Source organism: Oryzisolibacter propanilivorax, from assembly GCF_900103645.1.
Classification (GTDB): domain Bacteria; phylum Pseudomonadota; class Gammaproteobacteria; order Burkholderiales; family Burkholderiaceae_C; genus Melaminivora; species Melaminivora propanilivorax.
In genome coordinates this window covers 484,166-511,006 of sequence record NZ_FNHP01000002.1, presented here as the reverse complement: position 1 = coordinate 511,006, position 26,841 = coordinate 484,166, and the positions used below count along the sequence as shown (strand labels likewise).

Annotated in this window: 25 protein-coding genes; 4 read left to right on the top strand and 21 right to left on the bottom strand. The window is 71.5% G+C overall.

What is annotated here, in order from left to right; all coding sequences use genetic code 11:
- Positions 1-24: 24 nt before the first annotated feature.
- The 9 genes from BLQ61_RS05045 to BLQ61_RS05005 all read right to left on the bottom strand — a co-directional run bounded on the left by BLQ61_RS05045 (position 25) and on the right by BLQ61_RS05005 (position 11,050).
- Positions 25-1,011: a Bug family tripartite tricarboxylate transporter substrate binding protein gene (locus BLQ61_RS05045; RefSeq protein ID WP_091567313.1), complete on the bottom strand. Its 987-nt coding sequence runs from the start codon at positions 1,009-1,011 to the stop codon at positions 25-27.
- Between the two features lie 127 nt (positions 1,012-1,138).
- Complete coding sequence (locus tag BLQ61_RS05040) at positions 1,139-2,659, bottom strand: sensor histidine kinase (RefSeq protein ID WP_091567310.1); 1,521 nt, start codon at positions 2,657-2,659, stop codon at positions 1,139-1,141.
- Entirely contained in the window at positions 2,640-3,353 is a 714-nt protein-coding gene (locus BLQ61_RS05035) for a response regulator (RefSeq protein ID WP_091567307.1), read from the bottom strand. Before BLQ61_RS05035 ends, BLQ61_RS05040 begins: the two co-directional genes overlap by 20 nt.
- Positions 3,354-3,428: 75 nt before the next feature.
- Complete coding sequence (locus BLQ61_RS05030) at positions 3,429-4,892, bottom strand: M20 family metallopeptidase (RefSeq protein ID WP_091567304.1); 1,464 nt, start codon at positions 4,890-4,892, stop codon at positions 3,429-3,431.
- A 236-nt stretch (positions 4,893-5,128) separates the two neighbouring features.
- Complete coding sequence (locus tag BLQ61_RS05025) at positions 5,129-6,283, bottom strand: GGDEF domain-containing protein (protein ID WP_091567300.1); 1,155 nt, start codon at positions 6,281-6,283, stop codon at positions 5,129-5,131.
- A gap of 83 nt (positions 6,284-6,366) precedes the next feature.
- Positions 6,367-8,367: a methyl-accepting chemotaxis protein gene (locus BLQ61_RS05020; protein WP_091567295.1), complete on the bottom strand. Its 2,001-nt coding sequence runs from the start codon at positions 8,365-8,367 to the stop codon at positions 6,367-6,369.
- Positions 8,368-8,613: 246 nt separating this feature from the next.
- Entirely contained in the window at positions 8,614-9,213 is a 600-nt protein-coding gene (metW, locus tag BLQ61_RS05015) for a methionine biosynthesis protein MetW (RefSeq protein WP_091567291.1), read from the bottom strand.
- The gene (metX, locus tag BLQ61_RS05010; RefSeq protein ID WP_091567287.1) at positions 9,210-10,346 is read right to left on the bottom strand and encodes a homoserine O-succinyltransferase MetX; all 1,137 of its coding nucleotides are present in this window, start codon (positions 10,344-10,346) and stop codon (positions 9,210-9,212) included. The genes metW and metX overlap by 4 nt, the downstream gene beginning before the upstream one ends.
- A gap of 131 nt (positions 10,347-10,477) precedes the next feature.
- Positions 10,478-11,050, bottom strand: a complete 573-nt coding sequence (locus BLQ61_RS05005) for a TMEM165/GDT1 family protein (RefSeq protein ID WP_091567540.1) — start codon at positions 11,048-11,050, stop codon at positions 10,478-10,480.
- A 478-nt stretch (positions 11,051-11,528) separates the two neighbouring features.
- On the opposite strand from BLQ61_RS05005, the gene BLQ61_RS05000 reads away from it, so the two are divergent.
- On the top strand, positions 11,529-12,041 hold the full coding sequence (locus BLQ61_RS05000; protein ID WP_091567285.1) for an RNA recognition motif domain-containing protein: 513 nt from the start codon (positions 11,529-11,531) through the stop codon (positions 12,039-12,041).
- Positions 12,042-12,150: 109 nt separating this feature from the next.
- On the opposite strand, the gene BLQ61_RS04995 is transcribed toward BLQ61_RS05000, so the two are convergent.
- Genes BLQ61_RS04995 through BLQ61_RS04980 form a run of 4 tightly spaced genes read right to left on the bottom strand, consistent with a single transcriptional unit; the run spans position 12,151 to position 15,201 of the window.
- On the bottom strand, positions 12,151-12,966 hold the full coding sequence (locus tag BLQ61_RS04995) for an SDR family oxidoreductase (RefSeq protein WP_091567282.1): 816 nt from the start codon (positions 12,964-12,966) through the stop codon (positions 12,151-12,153).
- Positions 12,966-13,625 carry an LPS export ABC transporter periplasmic protein LptC gene (lptC, locus tag BLQ61_RS04990; RefSeq protein ID WP_091567280.1) on the bottom strand — a complete coding sequence of 220 codons (660 nt, stop codon included), beginning with the start codon at positions 13,623-13,625 and terminating at the stop codon, positions 12,966-12,968. The genes BLQ61_RS04995 and lptC overlap by 1 nt, the downstream gene beginning before the upstream one ends.
- Entirely contained in the window at positions 13,622-14,197 is a 576-nt protein-coding gene (locus BLQ61_RS04985; RefSeq protein WP_091567278.1) for a KdsC family phosphatase, read from the bottom strand. The genes lptC and BLQ61_RS04985 overlap by 4 nt, the downstream gene beginning before the upstream one ends.
- Positions 14,197-15,201: a KpsF/GutQ family sugar-phosphate isomerase gene (locus tag BLQ61_RS04980; protein WP_091567276.1), complete on the bottom strand. Its 1,005-nt coding sequence runs from the start codon at positions 15,199-15,201 to the stop codon at positions 14,197-14,199. Before BLQ61_RS04980 ends, BLQ61_RS04985 begins: the two co-directional genes overlap by 1 nt.
- A gap of 208 nt (positions 15,202-15,409) precedes the next feature.
- On the opposite strand from BLQ61_RS04980, the gene BLQ61_RS04975 reads away from it, so the two are divergent.
- Both BLQ61_RS04975 and BLQ61_RS04970 read left to right on the top strand, forming a co-directional pair.
- The gene (locus BLQ61_RS04975) at positions 15,410-17,395 is read left to right on the top strand and encodes a monovalent cation:proton antiporter family protein (protein ID WP_091567274.1); all 1,986 of its coding nucleotides are present in this window, start codon (positions 15,410-15,412) and stop codon (positions 17,393-17,395) included.
- 194 nt (positions 17,396-17,589) lie between these two features.
- Positions 17,590-18,144, top strand: a complete 555-nt coding sequence (locus tag BLQ61_RS04970) for an adenine phosphoribosyltransferase (protein ID WP_091567272.1) — start codon at positions 17,590-17,592, stop codon at positions 18,142-18,144.
- A 24-nt stretch (positions 18,145-18,168) separates the two neighbouring features.
- On the opposite strand, the gene BLQ61_RS04965 is transcribed toward BLQ61_RS04970, so the two are convergent.
- The 6 genes from BLQ61_RS04965 to BLQ61_RS04940 form a co-directional block, all read right to left on the bottom strand.
- On the bottom strand, positions 18,169-18,942 hold the full coding sequence (locus BLQ61_RS04965) for a hypothetical protein (RefSeq protein ID WP_091567270.1): 774 nt from the start codon (positions 18,940-18,942) through the stop codon (positions 18,169-18,171).
- 105 nt (positions 18,943-19,047) lie between these two features.
- Positions 19,048-19,548, bottom strand: a complete 501-nt coding sequence (locus tag BLQ61_RS04960; protein ID WP_245703840.1) for a Crp/Fnr family transcriptional regulator — start codon at positions 19,546-19,548, stop codon at positions 19,048-19,050.
- Positions 19,549-19,622: 74 nt separating this feature from the next.
- On the bottom strand, positions 19,623-21,008 hold the full coding sequence (gene mnmE / locus BLQ61_RS04955; protein WP_091567268.1) for a tRNA uridine-5-carboxymethylaminomethyl(34) synthesis GTPase MnmE: 1,386 nt from the start codon (positions 21,006-21,008) through the stop codon (positions 19,623-19,625).
- A gap of 177 nt (positions 21,009-21,185) precedes the next feature.
- Complete coding sequence (locus BLQ61_RS04950; protein ID WP_091567266.1) at positions 21,186-21,656, bottom strand: nuclear transport factor 2 family protein; 471 nt, start codon at positions 21,654-21,656, stop codon at positions 21,186-21,188.
- 10 nt (positions 21,657-21,666) lie between these two features.
- Positions 21,667-22,548: an SDR family NAD(P)-dependent oxidoreductase gene (locus BLQ61_RS04945; RefSeq protein WP_091567264.1), complete on the bottom strand. Its 882-nt coding sequence runs from the start codon at positions 22,546-22,548 to the stop codon at positions 21,667-21,669.
- Positions 22,549-22,699: 151 nt separating this feature from the next.
- The gene (locus BLQ61_RS04940; RefSeq protein ID WP_091567536.1) at positions 22,700-23,587 is read right to left on the bottom strand and encodes an amino acid ABC transporter substrate-binding protein; all 888 of its coding nucleotides are present in this window, start codon (positions 23,585-23,587) and stop codon (positions 22,700-22,702) included.
- Between the two features lie 256 nt (positions 23,588-23,843).
- Between BLQ61_RS04940 and BLQ61_RS04935 the strand changes: the two genes are divergently transcribed.
- The gene (locus tag BLQ61_RS04935) at positions 23,844-25,055 is read left to right on the top strand and encodes a D-amino acid dehydrogenase (protein WP_175488214.1); all 1,212 of its coding nucleotides are present in this window, start codon (positions 23,844-23,846) and stop codon (positions 25,053-25,055) included.
- On the opposite strand, the gene BLQ61_RS04930 is transcribed toward BLQ61_RS04935, so the two are convergent.
- Both BLQ61_RS04930 and BLQ61_RS04925 read right to left on the bottom strand, forming a co-directional pair.
- Complete coding sequence (locus BLQ61_RS04930; protein ID WP_091567260.1) at positions 25,056-25,970, bottom strand: LysR substrate-binding domain-containing protein; 915 nt, start codon at positions 25,968-25,970, stop codon at positions 25,056-25,058.
- 51 nt (positions 25,971-26,021) lie between these two features.
- Positions 26,022-26,762, bottom strand: a complete 741-nt coding sequence (locus BLQ61_RS04925; protein WP_091567258.1) for an aspartate/glutamate racemase family protein — start codon at positions 26,760-26,762, stop codon at positions 26,022-26,024.
- Positions 26,763-26,841: the final 79 nt, after the last annotated feature.

Here is a 26,841-nt window from a genome sequence, read left to right as displayed (position 1 = left end):
ATGTTTCGCTGGAAAACGACCGGCTTACTGCGTCACGCGCAGGCCGAAGTCGCTGGCCAGCTTGCGGTAGGCGGCCATGCGCTCCTTGATGAAGGCGTCCAGCTCGGGGCCGGTGAGCGCGAACTTGAACAGGCCGCGCTCGGCGCGCAGCTTGTCGTAGCCGGGCGTGGCCATCATCTTGGCGAAGGTGTCGCTCCAGACCTTGAAGTCGGCGTCGCTGACCTTCGGGCCCATGTAGAAGCCGCGGATGATTGGCCACTGCACGTCATAGCCCAGCTCCTTGAGCGTGGGCACGCCGGACATGCTGCCCTCCAGGCGCTTGTCGGCCATCACCGCCAGCACGCGGATCTTGGCGCCGGCCTTGATCTGCTCCTCGGCCTCCGAGGCGTCGCCCGAGTAGACCTGCACGTGGCCGCCCTGCAGCGCGGTGAGCGCCTCGCCGCCGCCCTCGAAGGCCACGAAGCGCATGGCCTTGGGGTCCAGCCCGGCGGCGCGCGCGGTGAGCGCGGCCTTCATCCAGTCCTGGCTGCCGACGCTGCCGCCGGCGCCGAACACCACCTTGGACGGATTGGCCTTGATGGCCGCGACCAGGTCCGGGATGGACTTGATGGGCGAGCTGTCGGCCACGATCACCGCGCCGTAGTCGGTGCCGATGGCGGCCAGCCAGCGCACATCGGACTCGCTGTAGCGGCCGAATTTGCCCTGCGCCAGGTTCAGCAGCGAGCCGCCCGAGAAGGCGACGATGGTGTTGTTCTCGGCCGGGCGCTGGGCGACGATGGCGTTGTACGCCACGGCGCCGATGCCGCCGGGCATATAGCTCACGCGCATCGGGTCGCTGATGTACTTGCCGTCCATCAGTGCGCCCTGCGCCAGCTTGCAGGTCAGATCGAAGCCGCCGCCGGGCTTGGCAGGGGCAATGCATTCGGGCTTGTCCAGCGGGCCGGCGACGGCCAGCGTGCCGGTCAGGGCCAGGGCGGCCGCCACCAGGGCGCAGCGCAGGGTGTTCTTCATGGGGTCTCCTCCAGGGTGGGACATCGGTCGGGTCCTGGCGCGGACTGCGCGCGGACCGGGGCGAGTGGGCACTGTAGAAAACGCCGGCTTTCGCCCGGCTTTCAACCGGGGCCGGCAAAACCCGGGGTTAACCCTGGGTCTCCTGGAGGGCGCCCGTGTCCGCCGGCCAGCACAGCGTGGCCACCAGTCCCGGGCGCGGCTGGCCTGGCCGGGCCGCGTCCAGCAGCAGCGCGCCGCCGTGGCGCTGGACGATGGCCTGGGCGATGGCCAGCCCCAGGCCGCTGCCGCGCGCCGCGCTGCCTTCAACATGCAAGAAGCGCTCGCCGGCGCGGGCCCGCGCCTCGGGGGGCATGCCCGGCCCGTCGTCGCGCACCACCAGCAGCGCCTGGCCGTTCCGCACGCCGGCGTGCAGCGTGACGCGGCCGCCGCGCGGCACCTGCAGCAGGGCGTTGTGCAGCAGGTTGGCCAGCGCCTCGTGCAGTAGCGCGGCGTGGCCCGGCGCGCAGGCGGGTGGCAGCGGCGCATCGGCATCGACCGGCGCTGCGCCCGGCAGCGGCTCCAGCCCCAGGTCGATGCCGTGCTGGCGCGCCAGCGGCCACAGCTGGCGCGCCACGCCCTCGGCCAGCGCCGTCAGGTCCACGGCTTCGGCGGCAGGCAGCGGCGCGGCGTCGGCGCGCGCCAGCGCCAGCATTTGGTTGGCCTGGCGGATGGCGCCGTCCACCTGCTCCTTGATGGCCAGCAGCGCCGCCTCGCGCCGCGCCGCGTCGCCCTCGCGCAGCGCGAAGCCGACCTGTGTGGCCAGCGTGGTCAGCGGCGTGCGCAGCTGGTGCGAGGCGTCGTCGATGAAGCGCCGCTGCTGGCCCAGCACCTGCTGGTAGCGCTGCATGTGGGTGTTGATGGCCTGCACCAGCGGGCGCACGTCTTTCGGAACACGCCGCGGGTCGATGGGCGTCAGGTCGGCGGCGGCACGCGCCGCCACCTCGGCGCGCAGGCGCGACAGCGGGCGCAGCGCGCCGTGCACCGCCAGCGTGACCAGCGCCAGCGCCGCCAGCAGCAGCAGCGCGTCGCGCGCCACGTTCTCCAGCAGCAGCCGGCGCGTGAAGTCCTGGCGGCTTTGCAGCGTCTCGGCCACCTGGATCAGCACCCGGTCGGAGTGCGAGCCCTGCGACAGCGGCTGCGGCAGCCGGCGCGCGTACGAGCCCACGCGCACCGGCACGCCGAAATAGGCGGCGTCGTGGAACTGCGCGCGCCCGTCCACCAGCGGCAGCGGCGGCGGCGGCAGGCCGGAGTCGCCGATCTCCACCAGCCCGTCGCTGCTGGCCACGCGGTAGAACACCTGGCCGCTGGCGGTGAGCTCGAAGAACTCCAGCGTGCGGTAGGGCAGCTCGACCGACAGCCCGCCGGAATCGGTGGAGATGTTGGCGTCCATCGCCTTGATGGCGCCCAGCAGCGAGCGGTCGAAGGCCGCGTTGGCGGCCGACAGGTCGTTGCGCCAGCTCACCATCAGCTCCAGCCCCATGACCAGCAGCAGCCCCGGCAGCAGCACCGCCAGCAGCGTGCGGCGCAGGCTCCAGTGCGTCCAGGGCAGGCGCCGGCGGGACGCGCTGGCAGGTGCTGCGGCCAGCGCGTCAGGGGGCGGCGGGGTCATCGGCGGCGGGCGGTGCGGCGGCGGCCTCGGCGTCCGGCTCCAGCACGTAGCCCAGCCCGCGCAGCGTGGCGATGCGCACGCCGCTACCCTCCAGGCGCTTGCGCAGGCGGTGCACCAGCACCTCGACGGCCTCGGGCTGCACGTCGGCTTCGTCGGCGAACACGCGCTCGAGCAGGTCGCGCTTGGACATCGGCTGGCCGCTGTGCTGCACCAGCGCGCGCAGCAGGGCGTGCTCGCGCGCGGTGAGCTTCATCGGCTGGTGGCGCAGCAGCAGTTGCTGGCTCAAGGGGTCCCAGACCAGCGGGCCGCAGGCGAAGCGCGGCGCCTCGGTGCCGCGCGCGCGGCGCACCAACGCCAGCAGCCGCGCCTCGAGTTCGGCCAGCTCGAACGGCTTGGCCAGGAAGTCGTCGGCGCCGGCGCGCAGCAGGTGCACCCGTCCCATGAGCGAGTCGCGCGCGGTGAGGATCAGCACCGGCAGCTGCTGGCCGGCGTCGCGCAGGCCCTCCAGCACCTCGGGGCCCTCGCGCCCGGGCAGGCCCAGGTCCAGCACCAGCGCATCGTAGCGCGTGCCGCGCAGCGCCGGCAGCACCAGCCGGCCGTCGTTCAGCCAGTCCACCTGCAGGCCCGACTGGGCCAGCGCCTGGACCAGCCAGCGCGCCAGTTCGGGCTCGTCCTCGGCCAACAGAATCCGCATGTTTTGCTATTGAAAATGCAGCTGCATGCCCTTGTATATAAAGGGCTACAGGCCTAAAACACCTGAAACCGAGCGTCAGGGCATGGCGGCCACGACCTGCGCCACCGCCGCCGTCAGGCGCTTGGCGTAGGGCACGTGCAGGAACTCGTTCGGGCCGTGCGCGTTGCTCTTGGGGCCGAGCACGCCGCAGACCATCATCTGCGCCTTCGGAAAGCCCTGGCTGAGCATGTTCATCAGCGGAATGGTGCCGCCCTGGCCGATGAAGCCGCAGGGCGCGCCGAAGTGCGCCTGGCTGGCGGCGTCCAGCGCGCTGCCGAACCAGGGCGCGATGTCCGGCGCATTCCAGCCGCTGGCGGCGCCGCCGTGCTCGAACGTCACCTTCGCCTGGTAGGGTGCGTTGTCCTCCAGCAAAGCTTTCAGCTCCTGCACGCTGGCGGCCGCATCGACCAGCGGCGGCAGGCGCAGGCTGAGCTTGAACGCGGTGTAGGGGCGCAGCACGTTGCCCGCATCCTGCAGCGCGGGCAGGCCTTCGGCGCCGGTCACCGACAGCGTCGGCTCCCAGGTGCGGCGGATGAGGGCCTGCACCGGGTCCTGCGTGGTCGGCAGGGCGAACACCGGGCCGCTGCCGCCGCAGTCGGCGTGCGCCCACGGAAAGCGCCGCCAGACCTCGTCGCCCAGGATGGCCGCGGTGGCGCGCGCCTGGGCCAGGCGCTCGGGCGGCACCGCGCAATGGAAGCTCGCCGGCAGCAGGCGGCCGGTGGCGGAGTCCTCCAGCCGGTCGAGCACCTGGCGCATGATGCGAAACGACGACGGCACCAGGCCGGAGGCATCGCCCGAGTGCACGCCCTCGGTCAGGATCTGCACCTTGAGCGTGCCGCTGGCCATGCCGCGCAGGCTGGTGGTGAGCCACAGCTGGTCGTAGTTGCCGGCGCCCGAGTCCAGGCAGATCACCAGCGCCACGTCGCCCAGCCGGTCCTGCAGCGCGTCGATGTAGGCCGGCAGGTCGGCCGAGCCGCTTTCCTCGCAGGTCTCGATCAGGCCGATGATGCGCGGGTGCTCCACGCCCTGGCGCTTCAGTTCCTGCACCGCGGCGATGCTGGCGTAGGCCGCGTAGCCGTCGTCGGCGCCGCCGCGGCCATACAGCTTGCCGTCCTCGTACTTCGGGCTCCACGGCCCCAGGTCGGCGCGCCAGCCGTCGAACTCGGGCTGCTTGTCCAGGTGGCCGTACATCAGCACCGTCTGCGTGCTGTGCGCGCGCGTGGCGGCGACCTCGAACAACAGCACCGGTGTGCGCCCGGGCAGACGCACGATCTCCAGCGTCAGGCCGGGCACCTTCTGCGCCTCGATCCAGCTGGCGGCATTGCGCAGCACCGTCTCCAGCAGGCCCTGCTCGCGCCAGTCGGGCGCGAAGCCGGGCGACTTGGCGGGGATGCGGATGTAGTCGGTGAGTTCGCGCACGATGGACTCATCCCAGGCGCGCGAGACACGCTCCAGGGCCAGGACGGGGTCGAGTGCGGCGGTGGGCAGGGGGGCGTTCATGACAACTCCTCGGAAGGCAGGACGGCAATCGCGCAGGATACGCCAGGGCCCGCGCCCGGACGGGCGCATGGGCATGCTGCGCCGGCTCAGAAGCCGTGAATGAATCCGGCGTGTCCGAGCGGGCCGCACCAACGTGCGCCATCAAGGCGCCGAGCACAGCCATGGCGAGCATGGACAACGCCGACGGCGCGCGTTCGTGCGCAAGGACCGGGCATGAGGGATTCGTTCACAGCTTCTCAGCCCTGGCGATACTCCACGCGGTTGCGCCCAGCGGCCTTGGCGGCATACAGCGCCTGGTCGGCGCACTGCACCAGCGCGGGTGCGCTGCCACGCAGGCCGGCAGCGCCGGCGCACACGCCGATGCTGATGGTGGTGGCGATGGCGCCGCCCGGCAGCGGGCAGGCGCTGTCTGCCACGGCTTGGCGCAGCGTCTCGGCCAGCTGCAATGCGCCCTCGCGGCCGGTGCCCGGCAGCAGCACCATGAACTCCTCGCCGCCATAGCGGCCGACAAAGTCCTGCGCATGCACCCGGGTGCGCAGGACTTCGGCGACGTGGCGCAGCACCTGGTCGCCGCCCAGATGCCCGTGGGTGTCGTTGATGGCCTTGAAGTGGTCGATGTCCAGCAACAGCAGCGCGCACTCCTGCTGCGTGCGTGTGGCGTGTGCGACGCCGCGCTCAAGCATCAGCATCAGCGCGCGCCGGTTGGCCAAGCCGGTGAGCGCGTCGTGCGCTGCCAGGTGGCGATGCGCGGCGTCCGAGCGATCCTTGGCCATCAGGATGAAGCCCAGCGAGGCCAGGATGACGACCACGAACGCAGCGACGAAACTCACCGCCTGCAGCGCGCTGGCCTGCATCAGCTGCTCGACCCCGACACGGCCGGTGGCCACCAGCCAGCCACGACTGGTCAGCAACAGCACTTGCAGGCCCAGGCCCGCGGTTAGCAGCCAGGCGCCGCGCACCTGCGCCGGCGGCGCCGGGCGCCACAGCGCCCACAGCATCAGCAGCAGCTGCAGCGACAGCACCACGCCCAGCATGCCGACACGGGTGGTGAAGCGGTCGATGTACAGGGCGAACAGCAGCGTCAGCACGGCCACCGGCAGGACCATGCGCCACCACGGCGCAGGCCGGCCGTGGAACTGTTCGATGGCGCCCAGGATGAGCGCGAAGCTGCCCGACAGCAGGGCATTGGCCAGTACCACGCTGGCCCAGGCCGGCACCTGGCCGCGCAGCGCATACAGCACGTAGCAGGTGCCATGCAGCACCAGCGCCAGAGCCCACAGGCCAATGCCTTCGCGCTGCTCGGGCCGCACAGCAGCCAGCGCCCCGGCCATGGCAAAGGATGCCACCGCCGTCATCAGCAGCATGGTGGCGACGTCCAGGGCGGGCAGCATGGCGGGGGTCGGCAGGGCGATAGGGAGAAGGGGCGCGAGGATAACCGCCTCCCCGACCTTGCCCTGCCCTGCCCTGCCTGCGCTCAGGCGCAGTCCAGCGCCAGCGCCTCGGGCGATGCGGCGCGCGCACGTCCCGCAGGTGCCACTACCGGGCCTGGGGGCGGCAGCGGCGCCCCCGCGCCGTCGATACCTTCCAGGCGGAATACCTGTACCGCTGCTGCCAGCCGGGCCGCCTGCTCGCGCAGGCTGTGCGCGGCAGCGGCGGATTCCTCCACCAGCGCGGCGTTCTGCTGGGTCATCTGGTCGAGCTGGCCGACGGCCTGGTTGACCTGGCCGATGCCGCTGGCCTGCTCGGCCGCGGCGGCGCTGATCTCGCCGACGATGTCGCCCACGCGCTGCACGCTGCCCACGATCTCGTCCATGGTGCTGCCGGCGTGCTGCACCAGACGCGTGCCCGAGGCGACCTGGTCGACCGAGGCCTGGATGAGCTGGCGGATCTCGCGCGCCGCCTCGCCCGAGCGCCCGGCCAGCGCGCGCACCTCGCCGGCCACGACGGCGAAGCCGCGCCCCTGCTCGCCGGCGCGCGCCGCCTCGACAGCCGCATTCAGCGCCAGGATGTTGGTCTGGAAGGCGATGGAGTCGATGACCTGGATGATGTCGGCGATCTTGCGGCTGGCGTCGTGGATCTGGGCCATGGTGGCCACCACCTCGCCCACCGCCTGCCCGCCACGCGCCGCGACCTCGGCGGCCGAGCCGGTCAGCTGGTGCGCCTGGCGCGCCGCGTCGGCGGACTGCTGCACCGTGGCGGTGAGCTGTTCCATGCTCTGCGCCGTCTCGGCCAGGCTGCCGGCGGCGGTTTCGGTGCGCGCCGACAGGTCCAGGTTGCCGCTGGCGATCTCGGCGCTGGCGGTGTCGATGCTGTCGGCCGACTGGCGCACCTGGCGCAGCATGTCCACGTACCGCCCGCGCATGCCCTCGACTTCGCGCACCAGCGTACCGACCTCGTCGCGGCGCGTGGTGGTGAAGCGCTGCGTCAGGTCGCCCTGGGCCACCAGGGTGATGGCGCGGGTCAGCCCGGTCAGCGGCTGGCTGACGCCACGGCGCAGCATGACCAGCAACCCGGCGCCCAGCAGCGCCAGGGCCAGCGCCATCAGGCCCCACACCGCCAGCGTGGTCCGGTGCTGGCCGGCCATGGCCTCGGCGTCCGGCACCTCGGCCACGACCCACCAGCCGCTGTCGGTCTTGCGCAGCAGCGCCCAGGCATCCGTGGTGGACGGCTCGAGCAGCGCCTGGGCATGGCGCACGTAGCCGTCGGGTGCGTCGGCCAGCGCCTCGAGGAAGGCGCCGGCCTGCGCATTCGCCTCCAGCACCCGGCGCCCGCGCTGGGTCGGGTGGAAGACGAAACGCGCCTGCTCGGGCGATGCACCTGGATCGACGACGTAGACGCCGCCGTGCTCGAAGAAGCGAGTGCGCTCGACCTGCTGCTGCAGCATGTTCTGGAACACGGCCACGTCGCTGGCGATGAAGATCAGCGCCACCACGCGCCCGCCCGGGTCCTTGACGGGCAGGTAGTGCGCCATGTAGGGCTGGCCGCCGATGGTGGCGAGGCCCGTGTAGGCCTCGCCGCGCGCGGCGGCCGCCCAGGCCGGGTCGGTGCGCGGCAGCGGCTCGTCCAGCAGGCGCTGGCCGTCGGCGCCCTTGCGCGAGGTGGTCACAGTGACGAAGTCCTCACCGCGGCGGGCATATACCGCCGCCATGCCGCCGGTGTCCTGGGCGAAGCGGTCCACGCCGCCGTAGTCGCCGTTGACCAGGCCGCCGAAGCTGCGCAGCTCGCCCGCGGCCTCGTCCAGCTGCATGGTGGGCTCGAAGTAGCGCTGGAAGCTGCGCATCGCGCCCTGCACCATGGCGCCGCTGGTGTTGTGCGCCGCGTCCAGCGACTGCGCCACCGCCTGTGCGGTGGTGCCGACACTGCGCACCAGCTGCGCGCGTGCATTGCGCTCGGTCAACACCGCCAGCGCCGCGCCCACCAGCAGCAGTACCAGCGCGACCAGTCCCAGCGCGGCGAGGGTGACCCGGCGCGCCATGGACTGCGGACGGGACGAAACGAGCGGGGAAGCAGCAGCCACGACGGAGTTCTCCTTGCACCAACAGGCAGCGGCCTGCGGGCGCAGGCCACCGGAGAATCTAAGGCAGGACTCTGCTTACATTTATTCACGCCTTCCCTTAAGCACTACTGCGTAAGCGGCTGTGCAGTGCTCCAGCCTGCCGGGTCGATAGGTGGCAAACCGCCCTGCCCCACCATGGCCCGGCGAGCGGTTGCCGCCGCCGTTTCAGCGCCCCAGCGCGCCGTCGCCCTGCAGATGGAACACGGCCGTGCCGGCGCGCAGGTTGGGCAGCGCGCGCACCACCTGCCCGTCCTGCAGGCCAAAGGCGTCGAGCACGCGCAGGCGGTTGCGGTGCGCCAGCACCTCGAAGTCCTTGAAGGTGCCGACGCGGATGTTGGGCGTGTCGTACCACTGGTAGGGCAGGCGGCGCGTGACCGGCATCCGGCCGCGCAGGATGGACAGGCGGTTCGGCCAGTGCGCGAAGTTGGGAAAGGCGACGACGGCGCTGCGGCCCACGCGCGCGGTCTCGCGCAGCATGACCTCGGCGTTGCGCAGGTGCTGCAGGGTGTCGATCTGCAGCACCACGTCGAAGCTGTGGTCGCCGAACATCGCCAGGCCTTCGTCCAGGTTCAGCTGGATGACGTTCACGCCGCGGCGCACGCAGGCCAGCACATTGGCGTCGGCGATCTCGATGCCGTAGCCCGAGCAGCCGCGCGTGCGCTGCAGCAGGTCGAGCAGCGCGCCGTCGCCGCACCCCAGGTCGAGCACCCGGCTGCCCTCGGGCACCAGGCGGGCGATGGCATCCATGGTGGCGTGGTCGCTCATGCGGCAAGCTCCTTGGCGATGTTCTCGAAGTAGGCGCGCACCACGCCCAGGTAGCGCGCGTCGTCCAGCAGGAAGGCGTCGTGGCCGTGCGGGGCGTCGATCTCGGCGTAGGCCACGTCGCGCTGGTTCTCCAGCAGCGCCTGCACGATCTCGCGGCTGCGCGCCGGAGCGAAGCGCCAGTCGGTGGAAAAGCTGACCAGCAGGAATTGCGCGCGTGCCGCCGCCAGCGCCCGCGCCAGGCTGCCGCCGTGCGCGCGCGCCGGATCGAAATAGTCCAGCGCCCGGGTGATGAGCAAATAGGTGTTGGCGTCGAAGTAGTCGCTGAACTTGTCGCCCTGGTAGCGCAGGTAGCTCTCGATCTGGAACTCCACGTCCTGCGTGCTGTAGTGGTAGTCGCCGGCCGCGGCGTCCCTCAGCTCCCGGCCGAACTTCTCGTTCATCACGTCGTCGGAGAGGTAGGTGATGTGGCCGATCATGCGGGCGATGCGCAGGCCGCGCTTCGGCACCACGCCGTGGCGGTAGAAGTGCCCGCCGTGGAAGTCCGGGTCGGTGACGATGGCGCGGCGCGCGACCTCGTTGAAGGCGATGTTCTCGGCCGTCAGGTTCGGCGCGCTGGCCACCACCACGGCGTGGCGCATGCGCTCGGGGTACTGCAGCGTCCAGCTCAGCGCCTGCATGCCGCCCAGGCTGCCGCCCATGACGGCGGCCAGCTGCCGGATGCCCAGGGCGTCCAGCAGCCGCGCCTGGGCGTTGACCCAGTCCTCGACGGTGACCACGGGGAAGTCGGCGCCGTAGACCTCGCCGGTGTCCGGGTTGACATGCATCGGCCCGGTGGAGCCGAAGCACGAGCCAGGGTTGTTCACGCCGATGACGAAGAAGCGGTCGGTGTCCACGCTCTTGCCCGGGCCGATCATGTTGTCCCACCAGCCGGCGCTTTTCGGCTCGCCGGCGTAGTGTCCGGCGACGTGGTGCGAGGCGTTGAGCGCGTGGCACACCAGCACGGCGTTGTCGCGCGCGGCGTTCAGCTCGCCGTAGGTCTCGTAGGTCAGCGAATAGTCGCGCAGCTGGGCGCCCGAGGCGAGCGCCAGCGGCTCGGGGAAGTGCAGGGTCTGCGGGGTGGCGATGAACGACATGGCAGGCAACAAAAACCCGGCTGGCGCTAAAGGCGGGCCGGGTCGGATTGCATGCGGGCGATCGGGCGCGTCTTTAGCAGTATTTGTAGGGCGCCCGCAAGCGGTGCAAATCGGCGCGTCGAAGCCGGGGATTATGCCAAAGCCGGCCCCAGCAGGGCCAGCAGCCCCAGCGCCAGGAAGATCAGCGCCGACACCACATGCACCGCGCGGATCGGCACCCGGCGCACGATGCGCTCGCCCAGCCAGACCACCGGCGCGTTGGCCGCCAGCATGCCGAGGGTGGTGCCGGCGACCACCGCCAGGTAGGACTCGAAGCGCGCCGCCAGCATCACCGTCGCCACCTGCGTCTTGTCGCCCATCTCGGCCAGGAAGAACGCCAGCGCGGTGGCGCCGAACACCCCAAGGCGTGGCGCGGCGGCGGCGCTGTCGCCTTCGTCCAGCCGGTCGGGGATCAGCATCCAGGCGGCCATGGCGATGAACGACAGTCCCAGGCCCCAGCGCAGCGCCTGCGCACCCAGCAGCGCGCCGACCCAGGCGCCCACGGCGCCGGCCAGCAGGTGGTTGGCCAGGGTGGCCACGAGGATGCCCAACACAATGGGCCAGGGTTTCTTGAAGCGCGCCGCCAGCACCAGGGCCAGCAGCTGGGTCTTGTCGCCCATCTCGGCGAAGGCGACGACGGCGGTGGAGAAAAAAAAAGCTTCCATGTGGAGGAACAGCGCAAGGCGCGGCCAGGCAGTGACGGACGTCATCGACCACGCACCGACCCCGGCCGCGGAACGCGCCGGTGCATGGCCAATGGTCTTGCCCCGCTCGGCCACGCGCTTGGCGCGGCCAGCCTCATGCACCACGGCGCGGGCGAACGCGCCAAGTCTGTTGATGCATGCCTCCTGTCGCTGCAGGCAGGCTACTCCCCAATGGAATGGCGCGGATTGTAGCGGCGCCGCCACGCCGCCCTCAGGACAAACCCGGCCAGTGCCTGTTGGTGCCCGAATTGGTGAAAAACCGTTGTCCCGGCCGCCGGGTTGTGCCACATAATGTTCGAGCAGGTATTTTTTCACTTATCAATACCTGCCGAGGTTGCGGTGATCCGTCAGTTTTCGCGCATAGGGCGTCTTAGTGATTCACTGGCTGCGGGTTCGGGACTCCGTCGCTGAGTTCTTTTGTGTTTTTGAGGAGTCCCTGATGGGCAACAAACTGTACGTAGGCAATCTGCCCTATTCCGTGCGCGACCAGGACCTGGAGCAGGCCTTCGGCCAGTTCGGCGCTGTTACCAGCGCCAAGGTCATGATGGAGCGCGACACCGGTCGTTCCAAGGGTTTCGGCTTCGTCGAAATGGGCAGCGATGCCGAGGCGCAAGAAGCCATCAACGGCATGAACGGCCAGTCCCTGGGCGGCCGCAGCATCGTCGTGAATGAGGCCCGTCCCATGGAGCCGCGTCCCCCGCGCAGCGGTGGCGGCGGCTTCGGTGGTGGCGGTGGCGGCTTCGGCGGCGGCGGCAACTACGGCGGCGGCGGTGGCCGCAGTGGTGGTGGTGGCGGCGGCGGCGGCTACGGCGGCGGCCGCAGCGAAGGCGGTTTCCGCAGCCCCTACGGCGGCGGTGGCCGCAGCGGTGGCGGCGGCGGCGGCGGCGGCGGCAACTACGGTGGCGGTGGCCGCAGCGGTGGCGGCGGCTACGGCGGCGGCAACGGCTACTGATCTTCGGCGGGGCCGCACGGCCCTGGCTTGAAGCCAGACATGCACAAGGGCTCCTTCGGGAGCCCTTTTTTGTGGCTGCTCGCGCTGTGATGGGCGCCTCTGCCGTTGCTCAAGCCGCGTCGCCGCGTCCCTGGCCCTGGCGGTGCTTGCGCGCCCGTCCCGCCAGCAGCCGGTCAAACAGCGCGCCCGGCAGCACCCGCAGCAGGCCGGCCACCAGGCCCATCTGCCAGGGAATGACGCGATGCCGGTCGCCACGGGCGATGGCATGCGCGGCCCGTGCGGCGAAGGCGTCCACGTCCAGCAGGAACGGCATGGCGTAGCGGTTCTGGCGCGTCAGTGGCGTGTCCACGTAGCCGGGGCTGAGCGTGACCACGCGCACGCCGCTGCCGCGCAGCTCGCCGCGCAGGCTTTCGCAGTAGGCGATGACCGCCGCCTTGCTGGCGCAGTAGGCGCCGTGGCCCGGCAGGCCGCGCACGCCGGCGACGCTGGCGATGCCCACCAGCCGGCCGCTGCCGCGTGCGCGCATGGGCGCGATGAACGGATGGAAGGTAGCCGCCAGCCCCAGGTTGTTGGTGGCGAAGATGCGCGCCATGACCTCCAGGTCCGCGCGCTCGGCGCTGTCCATGCCGATGCTGATGCCGGCGTTGGCGATCACCACGTCGGGCAGCCCCTGGCGCTGCAGGCAGGCCTCGGCAGCGGCGATGACGGCGTCCGGCAAGGACACGTCGCAGCTGTGGATTTCATAGCTGGATGCCGGTATGTCTTCACGGCTCAGCCAGGTTTCGATCACCTCCGCGCGGCGCGCCACCAGCGCCAAGCGCCAGCCTGCGCGCAGGTAGTGCATCGCCAGCGCCTGGCCGATGCCGCTGGAGGCGCCGGTGATGAAGGCCAGCGGACGCTGGCGGCCATCCGGTGTGGCGCGCATCAGCGCCGCACCGCCGGCGGCGCCATGCTGCCGCGCACGCGCCCGTGCAGCTCCAGCACCTGCGCCAGATGGTCGTAGCTCATGCCGTCGGCGGTAAAGGTGTCGGCGCCGCGGCGCAGGGTGACCGGCTGGTTGGAGCGCACGCGCTCCTCGCGCGTCCACACGTGCAGGAACTCGCCGGCGAACTCCAGCCGCGGCAGGGACTCGCCGCCCGGGCGCGCCAGGGGCTCGCGCACCACCTGCGCCTCGCCGAACAGCTGCACCTCCGAGCCGTCGGCATTGCTCAGCGCCCGGTTGGCGCGCGCGGTGGTCACGCGCCCGTCCACGCCCAGCGAACGCATGCGCGCCTGGTCCACCTCCAGGGTGTCGGTGTCGGGATAGTGCTGCAGCAATGCGCCGCGCAACTCGCTGCCCAGGCGGCCGTCGCCCTCGAAGTTCTTCACCGAAAAATCGCGCATGTAGTAGTCGGGCTGGTGCTGCACCGGGCGCTCGGCCTCGGGCAGCTGCGGGCGCGGCGCATTGCGCACCAGCCACAGGGTGGCCAGCGCCAGCAGGCCCATCAGCAGCACCGGCAGGTACAGCGTGGCCCGGTCCCAGGCGCGGCGCAGCGCCGAGCGGCGTGGCCGGGGCGTGCGGGCGGCGGCGGGCGCCGGCGTCATGCGGCGTAGCGCTCCAGCAGCGCGGCGTAGCGCCCGTGGGCGGTGAGCAGCAGGTCGCACAGCTCGCGCGCCGCGCCGTGGCCGGGGTCGGCGGCCGTCAGGTGGTGCGCCACGGCGCGCACCTCGGCGTGCGCCTGGGGCGGCGCGCAGGCCAGCGCGGCGCGGCGCAGCATGGGCAGGTCCGGCCAGTCGTCGCCCATGGCGGCGGCCTGGTGCCAGCCCAGGCCCAGTTCGGCCAGGATGGACTCGGCCGCCGGGCGCTTGTCCTCAGTGCCGAAGCGGGCGTGCACCACGCCCAGCGCCTGCAGGCGCGCGCGCAGCGCCGGAGCGTCGCGCCCGGTGATGACCGCCGGCACGATGCCGCCGTGCTGCAGCAGCTTCAGGCCGTGGCCGTCCAGGGTGTTGAAGCGCTTGAGCACCTCGCCCTCGCCGGAAAAGTACAGCCCGCCGTCGGTCAGCACGCCGTCGACGTCGAAGAACGCCACGCGCACGCCCTGCGCGCGCAGCAGCAGCTCGGGCGCGAAGGACAGTGCCGGGGCCAGGGGCGGCAGGGGCGTGGCGGCGTGGTCCATCAGATGACCTTGGCGCGCATCAGGTCGCCGATGTGCACGATGCCGGCCAGCCGGCCGTCCGCGTCGGTGACCAGCACGCTGGTGATGGCGTGGCGCTCCATCAGCTGCGCCGCGTCGGCGGCCAGGGCGTCGGCGGCGATGGTGCGTGGCGCCGGGTGCATCAGGTTGTCGGCGCGCAGCGCGCGCAGGTCGGCGCCGGCCTCGATGCGCCGGCGCAGGTCGCCGTCGGTGAAGATGCCCAGCGGCCGGCCGCCCTCGTCCACGATGGCCGTGGCGCCCACGCCCTTGGCGCTCATCTCGCGCATCAGGGTGCTGAAATCCGCGTCGGGCAGCACGCGCGGCACGTCGGCGCCGCTGCGCATCACGTCGCGCACGTGGGTCAGCAGGCGCCGGCCCAGGGCGCCGCCGGGGTGCGAGCGGGCGAAGTCCTCGGCGCGGAAGCCGCGCGCGTCCAGCAGCGCCACGGCCAACGCATCGCCCAGCGCCAGCTGCGCGGTGGTGCTGGCGGTGGGCGCCAGGTTCAGCGGGCAGGCCTCGCGCTCGACGGCGCAGTCCAGCACCACATCGGCGTGCCGCGCCAGGGTCGACTGCGCGCCGCCGGTCAGCGCCACCAGCGGCACGCCCTGGCGCTTGAGGACCGGCAGCAGCACGTTCAGCTCGCCGCTCTCGCCGCTGTTGGACAGCGCCAGCACCAGGTCTCCAGCGGCGACCATGCCGAGGTCGCCGTGGCTGGCTTCGGCCGGGTGCACGAAGAACGCCGGCGTGCCGGTGGAGGCCAGCGTGGCCGCCAGCTTGCGCCCGACATGCCCGCTCTTGCCCATGCCCATGACGATGACCCGCCCGGTGGTGGCCAGCATCAGCCGCACCGCCTGCACGAAGGGCGCGTCCAGGCGCGCGGCCACGCCCTGCAGGGCCTGGGCCTCGATCGCCAGGGTGTCGCGCGCCAGCTGCAGGATGCGGTCGTCGGGCGATGACAGGGGGCGGACGGTGTGGGCAGCGGACATGGCGCCGATTCTATCGACGGCCGCATGCCCCGGCCGCCCCTACCCATGAGCGCCGGCGCGCCCTTCACCCCACATGGAATACGAAAAATTTGCTATTTTTTCAATAGCTATAGGTTATTGATATACAAGGGCCAAGGGCCGATTTTCCTGAATTTTTACCGACCTGCCGGCGAACGGCCGCGCCCTGTGCTGCCGCTACGATCCGGCCATGTCCTCGCTCGCCCTGACGCTGCTGTACCTGCTGGCCGCCGTGCTGGGCGTGGTGGCCTGCCGCAGCCTGCGCCTGCCGCCGATGATGGGCTACCTGGCGGCCGGCATCCTGATCGGGCCGCACGCGCTGGCGCTGACGCGCAACTCCGAGGGCGTGCGGCACCTGGGCGAGTTCGGCGTGGTGTTCCTGATGTTCACCATCGGGCTGGAATTCAACCTGCCCAAGCTGCGCGCCATGCGCCGGCACGTGTTCGGCCTGGGGCTGGCGCAGGTCGTCGGCTCGATGCTGGTGTTCATCGCCACCTTCCTGGTGCTGTCGCGCTGGGGGCCGACGGTGTGGCAGATGGGCTGGCAGTCGGCGCTGGCGCTGGCCGGCACGCTGGCCATGAGCAGCACCGCCATCGTCGCCCGGCTGCTGGCCGAGCGCGCCGAGCTGGAGAGCGAGCACGGCCAGCGGGTGCTGGGCATCTTGCTGTTCCAGGACTTGGCGGTGGTGCCGCTCCTGGTGCTGATCCCGGCACTGGGCTCGTCGCCGGACAAGCTGCTGCTGGCGCTGGGCCTGGCGCTGCTCAAGGCGGCGGTGCTGGTGGCGGTGCTGCTGGTGGGCGGGCAGCGCTTCATGCGCTGGTGGCTGACCCTGGTGGCGCGCCGAAAGAGCGACGAGCTGTTCATGCTGAACCTGCTGCTGGTCACGCTCGGCCTGGCCTGGCTGACCGAGCAGGCCGGGCTGTCGCTGGCGCTGGGGGCATTCATCGCTGGGGTGCTGGTTTCGGAAACCCAGTACCGCCACCAAGTGGGCATCGACATCCGGCCGTTCCACGACGTGCTGCTGGGGCTGTTCTTCATCACCGTCGGGATGATGCTGGACTGGCACATCCTGCTGGAGCACTGGGCGCTGGTGCTGCTGCTGCTGCTCGGGCCGCTGCTGATCAAGATGGCGGTGATCGTCGCGCTGGCGCGCTGGCAGGGCGCCACCGCCGGGGTGTCGCTGCGCACCGCGCTGTACGTGGCGCAGGCCGGCGAGTTCGGCTTCGTGCTGCTCAGCCTGATGCAGACGCACGCGCTGATCGAGCCGGCGCTGATGAACCCGGTGCTGGCGGCGATGGTGCTGTCCATGCTGGCCACGCCGTTCCTGCTGCAGCACAGCAACCGCATCGTCATGAAGCTGGTGGCCAGCGACTGGCTGCAGCAGTCGCTGCAAGTGACGTCCATCGCGCGCCAGTCGATCAACGCCAGCGGGCACGTGCTGATCTGCGGCTACGGCCGCAGCGGCCAGAACCTGGCGCGCATGCTCGAGCACGAAGGCATCGCCTACATGGCGCTGGACCTGGACCCGGACCGCGTGCGCCAGGCGGCCGCCGCCGGCAACTCGGTGGTGTTCGGCGACGCCACGCGGCTGCAGGCGCTGATGGCGGCCGGCCTGGCGCGCGCCGCCGCCGTGGTCGTCACCTACCTGGACACGCCGGCGGCGCTGAAGGTGCTGGCCAGCGCGCGCGAGCACGCGCCGCACGTGCCGGTGGTGGTGCGCACGCAGGACGACACCCACCTGGACCAGCTGCAGGCCGCCGGCGCCACCGCCGTGGTGCCCGAGGCCATCGAGGGCTCGCTGATGCTGGCCAACCACGCGCTGGCGCTGCTGGGCGTGCCGATGCGTCGCGTGCTGCGCCTGGTGCGCGACCAGCGCGATGCGCGCTACGGCCTGCTGCGCGGGCATTTCCACGGCGCCGACGACGACACCGTCGCCGAGCGCGACCAGGAGCGGCTGGCCTCGGTGACGCTGCCGGACGGCGCGGCCGCCCTGGGCCAGGCCCCGGCCGACCTGGTGCTGCGTCCGCTGGGCGCGCGGCTGGTGAGCGTGCGCACCGCCAACGGACACCTGGGCGCGCCCGACAGCCCGCGGCCGCTGGCAGCCGGTGACACGCTGGTGCTCAGCGGCCACCCGACGGCGCTGGCGCTGGCCGAGGAGCAGCTGCTCAAGGGCTGACCGGCGCCGCACCAGGCGGATCCGGCGCGCCAGCCAGGGTTTTCCGCCAAAAGCGCCCCCAGCCCTTGTAATACAAGGGCCGCAAGCTATCGAAAAAGCAGCAAAAGACGTTCCTGGCTTTTCCGTACACTGCCGGCTCGCCCCCCGGCGGCGCCGGCGGCTTTTCCACTTCCCTTGCCCTCCCCGGACCGACCATGCACGACCTGAGCGTCAACGACTACCTGCGCCAGCACATCCGCACCGTGCCCGACTGGCCCGCGCCGGGCGTGCAGTTCCGCGACATCACGCCGCTGCTGCAGGACCCGCAGGTGTTCCGCGTGATGATCGACGCTTTCGTGCACCGCTACAGGGCGCGCGAGCACCGCCCAGACGTGGTCGCCGGGCTGGATGCGCGCGGCTTCATCATCGGCGCGGTGGTTGCCTATGAACTGGGCGTGGGCTTCGTGCCGATCCGCAAGAAAGGCAAGCTGCCCTTCACCACCGTGGAGGAAACCTACGAGCTGGAATACGGCAGCGCCACCGTCGAGCTGCATGCCGACGCCGTGCGCGCCGGCGACCGGGTGCTGCTGGTGGACGACCTGATCGCCACCGGCGGCACCATGATGGCCGGCAAGCGCCTGCTGGAAAAGCTGGGCGCGCAGGTCATGGAGGGCGCCGCCATCGTCGACCTGCCCGAGCTGGGCGGCTCCAGCCGGCTGCGCGCCAGTGGGCTGGCGCTGCACACGCTGGTGGATTTCGCCGGGCACTGACCGCCGGCCTGGCCGCCGCCGGCGCTACAGGTCGCCGTACTGGGTGGCGCTCAGGTCGTCCTTGCGCGGCTCCTGGCCGGGCATCAGCGTGTCCTCGAACCCGGGCGCCGGCGGCAGCAGCGGGCCACTGCGCACGGGGCCAGCCGCAGGCGCCGGGCGCGTGGCGGCGGCCCGGGCCACAGCCTGGCGGAAGGCCTCGACCTCGTCGTCCTCGATGGGCTCGAAACGCCCGGGCGCGCGCCCGGCCACCAGTGGCACCGGCTGCGCGGGCGGCACCAGCGGCGCAGCGGGGGCAGGAGCCACCAGCGGCGGCGCCGGCGCAGCCTGGGGGACGGGTGGCGCCGCCTCGGCCGAGGGCGCGGCGGGGCTGGCGCCGTCAGCCGCCGGCAACGGCGCCCCGGCGGCGCGCGCCGCCGGCTGGCGCCCCAGCTGCGGGTTGACGCGCCAGTACACCGAGGTCACCAGGATGTCGCAGCGCACCTGGGCGGTCTGCACGATCAGCGCCTCGATCTCGGCGCCACGCGCCGGGTCGCCGACGTATTCGGGCGCCGTGTCCACCAGCACCAGGAACTGCGCGCCGCGCTGGTCCAGCGACAGCACCTTGAACTTGTAGCCGGCCGACAGCACTCCCACGCGCACCATCACGTCACGCACCACGGCATACAGCTGCTCGCGCCGCTGCATGCGCTCGGCCGAAACGGCAGGCGCCTGCGCCGGCACGGCGCCGGCGGGGGGCGCGGCGCGCGCCGGCGTGGCAGCGCGCCGGGACGATGGGAAAAGCCAGCTCAGCAGCGACATGGCGGGTTCGGATTCAGGTTCGGATTCAGGTTCGGGTTCGGCGCCGCAGGCAGGGTGCGGCGCTGCCAGTCTAGCGGTTCGCGCGTGCTGCGCCACGCCGGCGGATCACGTCGCGGCGATGCGACGGCGCCGGTCGGCCAGGCGCTTGGCCAGCACCGCGCCCGCGGCCATGGCCAGCTGCAGGGCGACGGCCGGCTGGCGGTTGGCCAGCTCGGCGTGGCGCAGCGCCGACAGGCTCCACAACCGCGACGCGGTGCCGGCCTGCACGGTGGCGCTGCGCGGGCGGTGCGAGAAAAAGCCGCCCTCGCCCACCACGCCGCCCGGCCCGACGATGGCCAGGCGCAGGCGCTGCTTGTGGTCCTCGTAGTGCACGCTCAGGCTGCCGCTTTCCACCAGGTACAGCGATCGGTCCAGGCTGCCCTGGGCGAACAGCACCTGCCCGGCGTCGAGCGACATCGGCAGCAGGTAGCCCGACAGCACGTCCCACTGCTCAGGGCTCAGTCTATTGACCAGCCCGTCCTCGGCCACCGATTGGCCGATGGCGGCCACCAGCGCGCCCAGGTCGGCACGGGGCGGGTGGGCGGAGGGCATCAGGGACGTGGTCATGGAGCGGCGAAGGTAACCGCGCGCCCTGGGCTGCACAAGCGACACTTACATCCACTTACCGCGATGTCGCGCGCTTATTTCCCGATGCAAAAGCGCGAGAAGATGACGCCCAGCAGGTCGTCGGCGCCGAACTCGCCGGTGATGGCATTCAGCGCGTTCTGCGCCAGGCGCAGCTCCTCGGCCAGCAGGTCCAGCGCCGGCGCGGGGTCGAGCAGCTGCGCCGCCGCCTGCATCAGGTGCGCGTCGGTGGCGCGCAGCGCCTGCAGATGGCGCTCGCGCGCGATGTACAGACCCTCGGGCATGGCTTGCACGCCGGCGGTCTGCAGCAGCGCGGCGCGCAGCGCGTCCAGCCCCTGGCGGGTGCGCGCGGACAGGCGTACCCCGCCTGCAGACGCCGCCTGCGGCGCGGCGTCGCTCTTGTTCCAGACGTGGATCACCGGCACGTTTTGCGGCAGTTTTTGCCCCAAAGTCCTCGTGATGTCTGCGTCCGCCGCTACGTATTCAATAGCGTCCTGGCGCGTCAGGTCGTGCAGGAACAGCACCGCGTCGGCGCCCGCGATCTCGTCCCAGGCGCGCGCCACGCCGATGCGTTCGACCTCGTCATGGCTCTCGCGCAGGCCGGCGGTGTCGATGATGTGCAGCGGCACGCCGTCGATCTGGATGGTCTGCTGCACCTTGTCGCGCGTGGTGCCGGCGATCGGGGTGACGATGGCCAGCTCGGCGCCGGCCAGCGCGTTCAGCAGCGAGCTCTTGCCGGCGTTGGGCTGGCCGGCGATCACCACCTTCAGCCCCTCGCGCAGCAGCGCGCCCTGCGCCGCGCGCTGCTGTACGCCGGCCAGCATTTGCTGCAGTTTGGATAGCTGCCCCTCGGCGTCGGCCTTGCGCAGGAAGTCGATTTCTTCCTCGGGGAAGTCCAGCGTCGCCTCGACCAGCATGCGCAGGTGCACCAGCGCGTCGCGCAGGCCATGCACCTCGGCCGAGAACGCGCCGGCCATGGAGCGCCCGGCGCTGCGCGCCGCCGCCTCGGTGCTGGCGTCGATCAGGTCGGCCACGGCCTCGGCCTGCGCCAAGTCCAGCTTGTCGTTCAGGAAGGCGCGCTCGGTGAACTCGCCCGGCTCGGCCAGGCGCAGCCCGGGCAGGCTGCCGGCCTGCGCCACCTGCAGGCAGCGCGCCAGCAGCAGCTGCAGCACCACCGGGCCGCCGTGCGCCTGCAGCTCCAGCACGTCCTCGCCGGTGTAGCTGTGTGGGGCGGGAAAATGCAGCGCCAGGCCGTGGTCGATGGGCTGGCCCTGGGCGTCCGGGAACGGCAGGTAGTGCGCGTGGCGCGGCGTGAGCGCGCGTCCCAGCAGGGCCTGCACGAAGGCGCCCAGGCCGGCGCCCGACACGCGCACGATGCCCACGGCGCCGCGCCCCGGAGCAGTGGCGATGGCGGCGATGGGCTGGTGGCGGCGGGCAAGCATGGCGGGCGGGCGAAGTTCAAAAAAGCAGCGCCGATTATTGCCCTCGCGCCGGGACGCACCGCACGGCGCGGCGGGCGCCCGCCAGTCCAGGACAGAAGCAGCCAGCTGCCGGCCTTCCTGCGGCCTTGCGCGCACTGCAGATCCGCAGTGCGCAGGCCGGCTCCGCCAGCCGAACGCTCAGGCCGGTGCCGCGACCGGCAGGCTGCTCTGTCCGCCCACCGCCGAGAGGATGCGCGAGCGCGTGGTGACGATCTTCCACACACCGCCGTCGCAGCGGTATTCGTCGTCGTACACCACGCCCAACTGGCGCGTGGCGCCAGTCTCGGTGTCCAGATTGAAGTAGGCCAGCGCCCAGCGCCCGCGCGCGCGCTGGCCGCCGTCCAGCAGCTCGATCTCGGGGTTGGCGCCGTGGTGGCTGTCGCGCACGCGCGGCTGGCAGGCCAGCGACGCGTACAGCGCGACGAAGCTGTCGCGGTCCTCGAAACGGCCCACGGCCTCGTAGTCGATCTCCACCGGGCCGGTGGCGAAGCAGTCGCGGATGGTCTCGACTTCCTTCAGGTCGCAGGCGTTCAGGTAGCGGGCCTTGAGCTGGCGGATGGCCTCCAGCGCCTCCAGGCGCGCCAGGCGCTGTTCGATGTCGGTGGTCATGGCAGCTCCTTCAACCCACGCGCGCGGGGTGGAACGGGCGCGGCGCGCCCAGCATGGCGCGCCAGGTCGGCGGCTCGCGCCCGCCCTCGTCGCGGATGCCGTAGCGCTGGCCCAGCTCGGCGGCGATCAGGGTCTGGCCCGACAGCTGCGCCAGCTCCGGGTCGCGCCACAGCGCGTGGATGACCTCGCCGACGAAGCATGGCCCCTCGCTGCGCGCGAGGAAATCGCTGTAGGCCGGCGTGCGCTGCGCGGCGATATGGGTGCGCTCGGTGCGCTGCACGCCCAGCCACAGCGACAGCGCGGCCACGCCCGTGCCCCCGAAGTCCACCGCCATGTCGGCGGCCATCTTGTCGCAGCCGGCCTTCTGCGCGCCGTAGGCCGGGCCATGCATGTAGCAGCCGGCGCCATACGACGAGGTGAACACCACCAGGCCCTGCCCGCCTTGCAGCAGCAGTGGCGCTGCGCAGTGCGCGGCGACGTAGTTGGAGCGCAGCCCGACGCCGAACATGTCGGCCTGCGCCAGCGGCTTGGACCAGAACGGACCAGGCTCGATCAGGCTGTCGTCGATGCAGATCGCGTTGTTCACCAGGATGTCCAGGCGGCCCTGCTCGCGCCTGATGCGCTCGAACAGCGCCTGCACTTGCGCGTCGTCGGCATGGTCGCAATGCACGGCGATGCCCTGGCCGCCGGCGTCGGTGACGGCCTGCGCCGCCTCGCCGATGGTGCCGGCCAGCGGCACGTCGCCGAGGTGCGCCATGCCAGGCTCAGTGCTGCGCCCGGTGACGTAGACGGTCATGCCGGCGGCGCCCAGCGCCTCGGCCACACCACGGCCCACACCGCGGCTGGCACCGGTGACGACGGCCACGCCGGGCCGGGAAGATTCGCTCGTCATGATTACCCCTCCTGTACGGACCTCGCGCGGCTGCAACCTGGCTACGCGGTACCGCAAGCGGCCCGGCATTCTGTGAATGCCGGGCCGGGCGCTCATCGTTCACACGGACTAAGAGCGCGAGAGTGGAGCGGAACGACGCCCCTGGCTGGCCTTAGGAAGCCGGCTTGTCGCTTTGCGCGGTGAGGTTGTCGCGCAGTTCCTTGCTCATGGGCAGGCCGATGACCTGATTCTTGGGCGGTATGGGCGACAGGAACCACTTGTCGTAGAGCTTCTCGAACGCGCCCGACTTCATCATTCCGCCAATGACGCCATTGACCAGGGTCTGGAACTGTGGATCGTCCTTGCGCATCATGCAGGCGTAGGGCTCGACCTGCAGCGAATCGCCCACCACCTCCCATTCGGCCGGGTTGCGGGCGTTGTTCTTCAAGCCGAACAGCAGGATATCGTCCATGGCGAAGGCCTCGGCCCGGCCGGCGTCGACCAGCAGCATGGCGTCGTCATGGTCCTTGCCCATGACGATGTCGAAATCCAGATTGTTGTCACGGCTGTACTTGCGGATGACCTGGGCGTTGGTGGTACCGGTGGTGCTGGACACCTTCTTTTTGGCCAGGTCGGCGTAGTTCTTGATGCCCGAGGACTTCTTCACCAGCAGCCGGGTGCCGGTGTAGAAGTAGTTGATGGCGAACTGCACGTCCTTGCCGCGCGTGGCGTTGTTGGTGGTGGAGCCGCACTCGATGTCGACGGTGCCGTTTTGCAGCAGCGGGATGCGGTTCTGCGAGGTCACGGCCTGCATCTCCACCTTCAGGCCGGGGTTGTTCACCTGCTTCTTGACGGCGTCCACGATGGCGTTGGTGACCTCCACCGAAAAGCCCACCGGCCCGCCCGAACCGGCCAAGTAGCTGAACGGCACCGAGGACTCGCGGTAGGCCACGGTGATCTTGCCCGAGTCGGCGACCTTCTTCAGCGTGTCCGCGTGGGCGGTGGCCAGGGTGCAGGCGGCGATGGCGGCGGCCAGCGCCAAAGAGGTGGTGGGTTGCATGCTGTCGTCTCCTTCTTTCATGGTTGTGGTGCGGTGCAGCGGCACTGTAGAGAGGCTGCAGCTCGCTTGAACAATGCCATTCACGGCGGATGGCATTACCAAAAATTATGTGGCCCAGAGCAGGGCACGGCCATGGAGACAAACACCCGCAAGCCATAACCTGCCGGCATGCCCACGCGCGCGCTTGGCATTGTTCAAGCACCGGTGCGCGGATCTACAGTGCCGCTTTCGCCAACCGGCTTCAACCATTCCAGTTATGCATGTGTGTGTCATGGGCGCAGGCATCGTGGGCCTGGCCACTGCCTACGAACTCCAGCGCCAGGGCCTGCGCGTCACTGTGGTCGACCAGGCGCAGCCCGGCAGCGGCGCCAGCGGCGGCAACGGCGCGCAGCTGAGCTACAGCTATGTCCAGCCACTGGCTGACCCGGGTATCTGGGCGCAGCTGCCCAAGCTGCTGCTGTCGCCTGACTCGCCTTTGAAGCTGCGCCCGCAGCTCGACCCGCAACAGTGGCGCTGGGCGCTGCAATTCCTGCGAGCCTGCAACACCGAGACCTCCCGCCGCAGCACCGCACAACTGCTGGCACTGGCTGCGCGCAGCCGCGAGGGTTTCGAGCGCATGCTCGTCGCCGAGCGGCTGGAGTGCGACTTCTCGCGTACCGGCAAACTGGTCCTGTATGCCACGCCCAGCGCGCTGGAGGCCGCCCGGCGCCAGTTGGAGTTGCAGCGCGCCTGGGGCAGCGAGCAGCAGACCGTGAGCCCACAGCGCTGCGTGGAGATCGAGCCCGCGCTGGCTGACTACCGCCCGCACATCGCCGGCGCCGTCCACACGCCCAGCGAGTGCGCGGCCGACTGCCTGAAGGTCTGCCAGGGCCTGCACCGGCTGCTGGCAGCGCGCGGCGTGCGTTTCGTGCTGGGCACGCGCATCACGGCCCTGGTGCAGTCCGCCGGCCGGCTGGCGGCCGTGCAGACCGGCGCGGGCGCCATCGAGGCCGACCGCTTCGTGCTGGCCCTGGGCAGCGCCAGCCCGGCGCTGGCGCGCAGCGTGGGCCTGTCCCTTCCGGTGTATCCGCTCAAGGGTTACAGCATCACCCTCGACGTGGACCGTCAGGCCGACTCAGCCCCCCAGGTAAGCGTGACCGATGCCGCACGCAAGGTGGTCTTCGCCCGCCTGGGGGACCAGCTGCGCGTGGCCGGGATGGCCGAGCTGGTGGGCCATGGACTGGACATTCCGCCGGAACGCATCGACACCCTGCGCCAGGCCACGCGCGCCGTTTTCCCGCGCAGCGACACGCAGCAGGTCGCGCACCCCTGGGCGGGCCTGCGCCCGGCCACACCCACCGGCGTGCCCATCGTGGGCGTGCAAGCCGGCGGTCCACGCAATCTGCTGGTCAACACTGGACATGGCGCCCTGGGCTTCACCCTGGCCTTTGGCACCGCCGCCGAGGTGGCGCAGCAGGCCGCCCGCTGATCAGGAGTCGGACGCCGCCAGCGTCTGCGCCAGCGCCTCGCGCATGCAGCGCGCCATGGCGTTGGCCAACAGCGAGCCCGGCCCCTCGACCAGGCGCAGCGATTGCACCGGCACGGCGATGCGCGGCAGCAGTGGCAGCACGTCAACCTTGGCGCGGTCGGCCGATGCCGCCGTACAGGCGTCGATGAGCGCCGCCGCCTGGCCGTGCTGGGCCAGCGCCAGTGCGGCGTGGTAGGTTTGCACCGTGTACAGGACTTGCGGACGCGCGCCGGCTTCACGGCAGGCACGGTCGACCATGGTGCCGACCGGGTCGCTGGCGGCCAACTGCACGAAAGGCAGCTGGTCCAGGTCGGCCAGCTGCACGCTGCCGCGCGACAGCACGTCGGGCGCCAGCAGGCCGCGCGGCGCCACGCACAGTACGGCGCCGTCTGCCAAGTGTTCCTGCGCCAGCAGGGGGTGCGCCACACCAGTGAAAACAAAGCCCAGATCTGCCTCCTGGCGCACCAGCGCGGCGACGATCTGCGGCGAGTGCAGCGCGTCGATGGTCACCGCCACACCCGGGTACTGGGCACGAAATGCCCGCAGCGCGCGCGGCAGCACCTCGAAACTCAAGGCGAACACCGTCAGGATGCGCAGTTCGTCCTGGCGCTCTTCCTGGCGCAGGCGCGCCGCCAGGCGCTGCACGTCGCCCAGCTGGGCGAACAGCTGCTCGACATGGGGATGCAGGATCTGCGCCTCGCGCGTGGGCACCAGGCGCCCACGCATGCGCTGGAACAGCGCGAAACCCAGCTGCAGCTCGGCATGGGCCAGGATGCGGCTGACGGCAGGCTGGGTGACGTTGATCAGCCGCGCCGCGGCGCTGACGCTGCCGGTGAGCATGACGGCGTGGAAGACTTCGATGTGGCGCAATCGCATGCGCTCACCATGCCTGCGGCGCCGGGCGCGCGCAAGAGGCTCAGGAGCGCATCAGGAGCCTGCGTAGGCGCGCCGCGCCAGGCTGGCGGCCAGGATGGCGGTGGGGTCGACCAGCGTCCAGCCCTGCGCCTCGGGCGCCTGGGGCAGCGCCAGCGGGATCTCGGTGCAGGCCATGGCCAGGGGAATGTCGCCGTGCTGCGCGCGCAGCTGCGTGCCGGCCTGCACGAAGCGCTGCTGCGCCAGCGGCAGGTCACCGGCCTTCACGCCGTCGTAGATGCCTTCCATCAACCACCGCCGCGCTGCTTCGCACGGCAGCACGCAGGCGATGCCCTGGGCGGCGAAAGCCTGCTCGTACAGGCCGATGCGGTAGCTCCCCTCGGTGGCCAGCAGCGCCACGCGGTCCAGACCACGGCGGCGCAGCTCGGCCGCCGTCTCCTGAGGCATGTGCAGCAGCTCGACCTGCGGCACCTGCCGCTGCAGGGCAGCGTGCCAGGCGTGCGCGGTATTGCAGGGCATGGCCACGGCATGCGCGCCCAGGCCTGCAAGCTGCGCCAGGCCTTGCGCCATGGCTGCCAGCGGTTGCGGCGCCTGCGGGTCGGCCAGCGCACGCGTGCGGTCGGCGATGGGCAGCTGCGCCATCCAGTGCGCGGGATAGGCCTGGTCAACCACGGCATGGCCGTGCGTGCGCAGCCAGTCCTCGCAGGCCAGGACAAACAACCGGGCGAAGTCCGCCCCTGCGGCCGGCCCCATGCCGGCCAGGATGCCGACCGTGCGGCTTGCAACATGTGTCATCTCAACTCCCCGCCGCGCGGCACCACCGCGGCATACGCAAAGGGCGCACCCACGCCAGCAGACGCCGTGTATCTGGCTT

Bases quoted from the DNA above. Each gene is read 5' to 3' on its own strand.
- BLQ61_RS05045 (WP_091567313.1), bottom strand. From the start codon at position 1,011: ATGAAGAACACCCTGCGCTGCGCCCTGGTGGCGGCCGCCCTGGCCCTG.
- BLQ61_RS05040 (WP_091567310.1), bottom strand. From the start codon at position 2,659: ATGACCCCGCCGCCCCCTGACGCGCTGGCCGCAGCACCTGCCAGCGCG.
- BLQ61_RS05035 (WP_091567307.1), bottom strand. From the start codon at position 3,353: ATGCGGATTCTGTTGGCCGAGGACGAGCCCGAACTGGCGCGCTGGCTG.
- BLQ61_RS05030 (WP_091567304.1), bottom strand. From the start codon at position 4,892: ATGAACGCCCCCCTGCCCACCGCCGCACTCGACCCCGTCCTGGCCCTG.
- BLQ61_RS05025 (WP_091567300.1), bottom strand. From the start codon at position 6,283: ATGCTGCCCGCCCTGGACGTCGCCACCATGCTGCTGATGACGGCGGTG.
- BLQ61_RS05020 (WP_091567295.1), bottom strand. From the start codon at position 8,367: ATGGCGCGCCGGGTCACCCTCGCCGCGCTGGGACTGGTCGCGCTGGTA.
- metW (WP_091567291.1), bottom strand. From the start codon at position 9,213: ATGAGCGACCACGCCACCATGGATGCCATCGCCCGCCTGGTGCCCGAG.
- metX (WP_091567287.1), bottom strand. From the start codon at position 10,346: ATGTCGTTCATCGCCACCCCGCAGACCCTGCACTTCCCCGAGCCGCTG.
- BLQ61_RS05005 (WP_091567540.1), bottom strand. From the start codon at position 11,050: ATGGAAGCTTTTTTTTTCTCCACCGCCGTCGTCGCCTTCGCCGAGATG.
- BLQ61_RS05000 (WP_091567285.1), top strand. From the start codon at position 11,529: ATGGGCAACAAACTGTACGTAGGCAATCTGCCCTATTCCGTGCGCGAC.
- BLQ61_RS04995 (WP_091567282.1), bottom strand. From the start codon at position 12,966: ATGCGCGCCACACCGGATGGCCGCCAGCGTCCGCTGGCCTTCATCACC.
- lptC (WP_091567280.1), bottom strand. From the start codon at position 13,625: ATGACGCCGGCGCCCGCCGCCGCCCGCACGCCCCGGCCACGCCGCTCG.
- BLQ61_RS04985 (WP_091567278.1), bottom strand. From the start codon at position 14,197: ATGGACCACGCCGCCACGCCCCTGCCGCCCCTGGCCCCGGCACTGTCC.
- BLQ61_RS04980 (WP_091567276.1), bottom strand. From the start codon at position 15,201: ATGTCCGCTGCCCACACCGTCCGCCCCCTGTCATCGCCCGACGACCGC.
- BLQ61_RS04975 (WP_091567274.1), top strand. From the start codon at position 15,410: ATGTCCTCGCTCGCCCTGACGCTGCTGTACCTGCTGGCCGCCGTGCTG.
- BLQ61_RS04970 (WP_091567272.1), top strand. From the start codon at position 17,590: ATGCACGACCTGAGCGTCAACGACTACCTGCGCCAGCACATCCGCACC.
- BLQ61_RS04965 (WP_091567270.1), bottom strand. From the start codon at position 18,942: ATGTCGCTGCTGAGCTGGCTTTTCCCATCGTCCCGGCGCGCTGCCACG.
- BLQ61_RS04960 (WP_245703840.1), bottom strand. From the start codon at position 19,548: ATGACCACGTCCCTGATGCCCTCCGCCCACCCGCCCCGTGCCGACCTG.
- mnmE (WP_091567268.1), bottom strand. From the start codon at position 21,008: ATGCTTGCCCGCCGCCACCAGCCCATCGCCGCCATCGCCACTGCTCCG.
- BLQ61_RS04950 (WP_091567266.1), bottom strand. From the start codon at position 21,656: ATGACCACCGACATCGAACAGCGCCTGGCGCGCCTGGAGGCGCTGGAG.
- BLQ61_RS04945 (WP_091567264.1), bottom strand. From the start codon at position 22,548: ATGACGAGCGAATCTTCCCGGCCCGGCGTGGCCGTCGTCACCGGTGCC.
- BLQ61_RS04940 (WP_091567536.1), bottom strand. From the start codon at position 23,587: ATGCAACCCACCACCTCTTTGGCGCTGGCCGCCGCCATCGCCGCCTGC.
- BLQ61_RS04935 (WP_175488214.1), top strand. From the start codon at position 23,844: ATGCATGTGTGTGTCATGGGCGCAGGCATCGTGGGCCTGGCCACTGCC.
- BLQ61_RS04930 (WP_091567260.1), bottom strand. From the start codon at position 25,970: ATGCGATTGCGCCACATCGAAGTCTTCCACGCCGTCATGCTCACCGGC.
- BLQ61_RS04925 (WP_091567258.1), bottom strand. From the start codon at position 26,762: ATGACACATGTTGCAAGCCGCACGGTCGGCATCCTGGCCGGCATGGGG.